Below are 3,988 nucleotides of genomic sequence, written 5' to 3'. Positions count from 1 at the left end.
ACTGACCGGGTTGGCCTTGTGCAGCGCCGCCAATTCGCTATCCACAGCCGCCACGCGCTGATCCAGCGCTTCGATATGCGCGCCCATCTGCTCGAACATCGCCCGCGCCGTGGCGGGGATGGCATTGTCAGCGGCCAGTTCGATCAGCAGCGCCGCGACCTTGACGATCCCTTTGGCGGCCACCACGCCGAATTCCGCCGCATGGCCGCGTAGGGCATTGATCGCCTGGGTGCGCTGGCTCACCAGCATCTCATGATGTTTGAGGATTATGCCGTCGGCCTGCTGGTCGACGGTCTTGACCACGACCGAGCGCATGCAGGGACGTGACGCCGCCTCGCTGATTGCCTCGGCATCGTTGCGGTCATTCTTGGCCCGTTTGACGAACGGCTTGACGTATTGCGGCGGGATCAGGCGAACGCGATGGCCCAGCCGGCTGAACAAGCGACCCCAATGATGGGAGCCACCGCAAGCCTCCAATACCACCTCTGTTGCATCCTGTTTGCCAAAGAAGGCTTCCACCTGGCCGCGCCTGAGCTCGCGCCGCAGCACCGGGCGTTCCTGCTCATCGACGCCATGCAGAGTGAACACGTGCTTGGACGTATCAATCGCGATGCGCTTATACTTCATCTGGACGGTCCTTGGTTGGTGTATGACAACTCAACTTTGGCACGAGATGCCGTTGGGCCGTCCACCCCAACAGCCGTCCTAACCACTGACCGATGCCCACTCGCGTGTTCCGATTGACCTTATCCGATCTGGGTCTTCTATCAGGAACCTCCAGGCCTTTCGGCAAGCCTCGACGATCGCATCGTAAGTGTCCCAGACGAGGTTGCAGAGCTTGTTGGCGCGCAGATACTCCCAGACGTTTTCCATCGAGTTCAATTCGGGCGCGTAGGGCGGCAGTTTCAGCAGCGTGATGTTGTCTGGCAGATGGAGCTTCTCGCCAGCCTGATGCCAGCCAGCGCCATCGCAGAGCAGCAGGCAGTGGGCGCCCGGGGCGACCTGGGTGCTGATTTCCTTGAGATGCTCGTTCATACCCTCGGTGTTGGCCGCGGGCATGATGATGGCGGCGCCCACACCACGGGCGGGGCAGATCGCACCGTAGAGATAGACGGAGTCATGGCGGTTATCGCGCACCATGAGCGGGCACGAACCAACCGGCGCCCAGACATAGGCGTGCGTGCCCTTCTGGCCGACACGGGCTTCGTCCTGAAACCAGATTTCGATCGGCTTGCCAGCGACGGTGGTGCTGGCGAGCAGCGCGTCCTTTACCAGGCTGACGAAGATGGGGTGGACGGCCCCCAACGGCATCAGCCGTGCCATAGTACGGGTCGTAACAACCTGTCATAGGGAGCCGCCCGCCATGAGTATTAGCATGATTGGCCTGGATACGGCCAAGTCGGTTTTCCAGGTTCACGCTGTGGACAAGCACGGCAAGGCGCAGATGAGGCGCAAGGTACAGAGGGACGAACTGATCCCATTCTTCGAGAAGCAAGAAACTTGCACCATTGTAATGGAGGCATGCGGTGCGGCCCATCACTGGGCACGCATGTTGACCGCTCTCGGACACGACGTGAAGCTGATCGCGCCGGAGGCGGTCAGACCGTTCGTGAAGAAGGGCAAGAAGAACGATGCCGCCGACGCGGCGGCGATCTGCGAGGCCGCGTCGCGGCCCGACATCAAGTTCGTGCCCGTCAAAAAGCTAGAGCAGCAGGGCATCCTGGCTTTGCATTCAGCGCGATCCCTGCTGGTAAAGCAGCAGACGATGCTGGCAAACGCCATGCGCGGATTAGCGACGGAATTCGGTCTGACCGTTCCCAAAGGTATCAGCAAGCTCGATGAGCTCATGGCGCTCGTGGATATGGATGAAGCCTTCCCCGAGAAGGCCCGTCAGGTGTTCATTGGGTTGCTCGACCAATGTCGGGCAACGGCTGAAACCATCAAGGCTTTCGAAGCTGAGATCGTCGAGCACGCGCGCCACGATGAAACCGCGCGCCGGCTGGCCACGATCCCGGGGGTGGGGCCGATCACCGCGTCGCTGATCGCGGCGACGGTCGTCGACATCAGCTTATTCAGGACTGCACGACATTTCGCCGCGTGGCTCGGTCTGGTGCCGCGGCAATATTCGACTGGCGGGAAGACCCGCCTTGGCCGGATCACCAAGTCGGGCAACCGGGAGATACGTCGGTTGCTTGTGCTTGGTGCCACCTCGATGACCTCCCGAGCCTCACAATGGAATAGCGCCGTTGGAGCTTGGACCAGAGCGATACAGGAACGCCGTCCTTTCAGGCTGGTGACTGTAGCTCTGGCGAACAAGATGGCGCGCATCGCATGGGCGTTGATGACGCGCAAAGAGGTCTACCACGCCAAAGGACGGGGCGCCGCCACGACAGGTGCGGCGGCGTGACGTTCTGGCGAGCGATGGTAGGCGACGGACGCAAGTCCGGCTGATCCGGCAGGAAGCGCTGAATAGCGTGATGGGATAGGCTGCGGTCCAGATACCCAGCTCAGGCAACACCGGAAAAAAACATGTGCCCCGAGCACGCTGCGAAGATTGGTGCCTGACACGGAAGCGAACACCCATGATGGCCAGCGGTAAGTGCCGCACAACAGGCCGGACATAAGGGCGCAACTGACCGGATCTTTTCCTCACGCCGACCGGCGATTGCCGATCCGCAAATGGCGACGGCCTTGCTCGACTGACCGACGCATCATTGCGACATCGCCGTGACCAGCGGCGACAGCCGGCGCTTGGACTTTCAGAACCGTGTTCGAAGCACCTCGTGCCAGCAACGTTTCGTGACGTAACGATTGGGAGAGGAACCATGCCGCGTAAGCCGATCGGTGAGACAGCTATGACCGACGCCGAACGCCAAGCCCGTTACCGTGCCGCGCGCGCAGCTGATGCGCCGGTGATCCGCACGCGGCGTCCAGCCGACCGTCGCAGCCGTGCCCGTCGTTGGCACGACGCCGTCACCGAACTGACGGAGTTGCAGGCGCAGTATACCGCCTGGCTCGAGGCGCTCCCGTCCAACCTGCAAGACAGTTTGCTGGCCGACACTTTGCAACTGATCTGCGATCTCGACCTCACCGAACTCCAGGCAATCGAACCACCACGAGGGTTCGGCCGCGACTGATTATCTCCCAACCAGGAATTACCGACATCAGCCGAAACAAACATTGGGCACCTTGGTCGATCGACCGACCGAAAAACATTGCTCTCCTCGGGCCGTCCACATAAGTTTTTTTAAAAGCCTCCTGTGCCGCCGCATCCTTTTTCGGATGGAAGGGACGTGGCTGCAACCGCGTCAGGCCAAGCTTGCGCAGCCATTTGCCGATCGTCCGTTCGGTGACCGTGACCGTGAACCGGCGGGCCACCTCGTCACGCAAATCGACGCAGCGCCAGCGGACAACTTTGTCCGTCTCGGGATCGGGGCCTTTGATCGCCACCGCCTTCAACTCCGCCATTTGCGCCTCGCTCAGATAGCACCGACGCCCGCCGATCCGGATCGAGCAAAGCCCCGCTACCCCCTGGGCGTTGTAGCGATGCACCCAGTCCGGCAAGGTCTGCCGCTCCATTCCTGCAAGCTCCGCCGCCACTTCCCGTGAATGGCCCTCCAGGATCAGCGCCAGCGCCAACAGCCGCCGCACCTGCCCGCCGTCGTTGCTCTTCGCGGCCAAGCCACGCAGGGCCTCCGCCGTATGATCCGTCCGGCTGATCTTGACCGCCGCGCTCATCAAACCCTCCGTCGTCGTGAACCAATGACCGGAGGTAGCGAAGCGGACGCGGAGGCCGATTCCTAGCCCCCCTATGAGTCCATGCTCACGGCAGTTGTTGGGGTGGACGGCATCGCCGACACGGACTGGAACGAGACCGTAAACATTGTCCTGGGACCACACACGGGCCTCAGCCCGTCCCAGAGAGCGGCCGTCGAAATCGATTACGGCATGGTCCGAGGCAAGGTGACGCTCTCCGTCCGCCGCGCGA

5 protein-coding genes are annotated in these 3,988 nt (G+C 62.0%); 2 read left to right on the top strand and 3 right to left on the bottom strand.

Features of this window, described 5'->3' with window-relative positions; translation table 11 throughout:
- Together VF515_22825 and VF515_22820 are read right to left on the bottom strand one after the other, a co-directional pair.
- Nucleotides 1-627, bottom strand: a 627-nt coding sequence (locus VF515_22825; protein ID HEX7410463.1) for an IS110 family transposase, incomplete at its 3' end; no start/stop codon positions are given.
- Between the two features lie 78 nt (nt 628-705).
- Nucleotides 706-1,323 (bottom strand): IS630 family transposase, encoded by a 618-nt coding sequence (locus VF515_22820; protein ID HEX7410462.1) that lies wholly within the window; start codon nt 1,321-1,323, stop codon nt 706-708.
- 40 nt (nt 1,324-1,363) lie between these two features.
- Here VF515_22820 and VF515_22815 point away from each other — a divergent pair, with 40 nt between their 5' ends.
- Together VF515_22815 and VF515_22810 are read left to right on the top strand one after the other, a co-directional pair.
- Nucleotides 1,364-2,407: an IS110 family transposase gene (locus VF515_22815; protein ID HEX7410461.1), complete on the top strand. Its 1,044-nt coding sequence runs from the start codon at nt 1,364-1,366 to the stop codon at nt 2,405-2,407.
- Nucleotides 2,408-2,855: 448 nt separating this feature from the next.
- The gene (locus tag VF515_22810) at nt 2,856-3,137 is read left to right on the top strand and encodes a hypothetical protein (GenBank protein ID HEX7410460.1); all 282 of its coding nucleotides are present in this window, start codon (nt 2,856-2,858) and stop codon (nt 3,135-3,137) included.
- On the opposite strand, the gene VF515_22805 is transcribed toward VF515_22810, so the two are convergent.
- The gene (locus VF515_22805) at nt 3,088-3,681 is read right to left on the bottom strand and encodes a winged helix-turn-helix domain-containing protein (protein ID HEX7410459.1); all 594 of its coding nucleotides are present in this window, start codon (nt 3,679-3,681) and stop codon (nt 3,088-3,090) included. The two genes, VF515_22810 and VF515_22805, sit on opposite strands and share 50 nt — an antisense overlap.
- Nucleotides 3,682-3,988: the final 307 nt, after the last annotated feature.

The organism is Candidatus Binatia bacterium (assembly GCA_036382395.1).
In the GTDB taxonomy this organism is placed as follows: Bacteria; Desulfobacterota; Binatia; order HRBIN30; family HRBIN30; genus JAGDMS01.
Note: the sequence above shows the minus strand (reverse complement) of the source record. Positions and strands in the feature narration are given on the sequence as shown.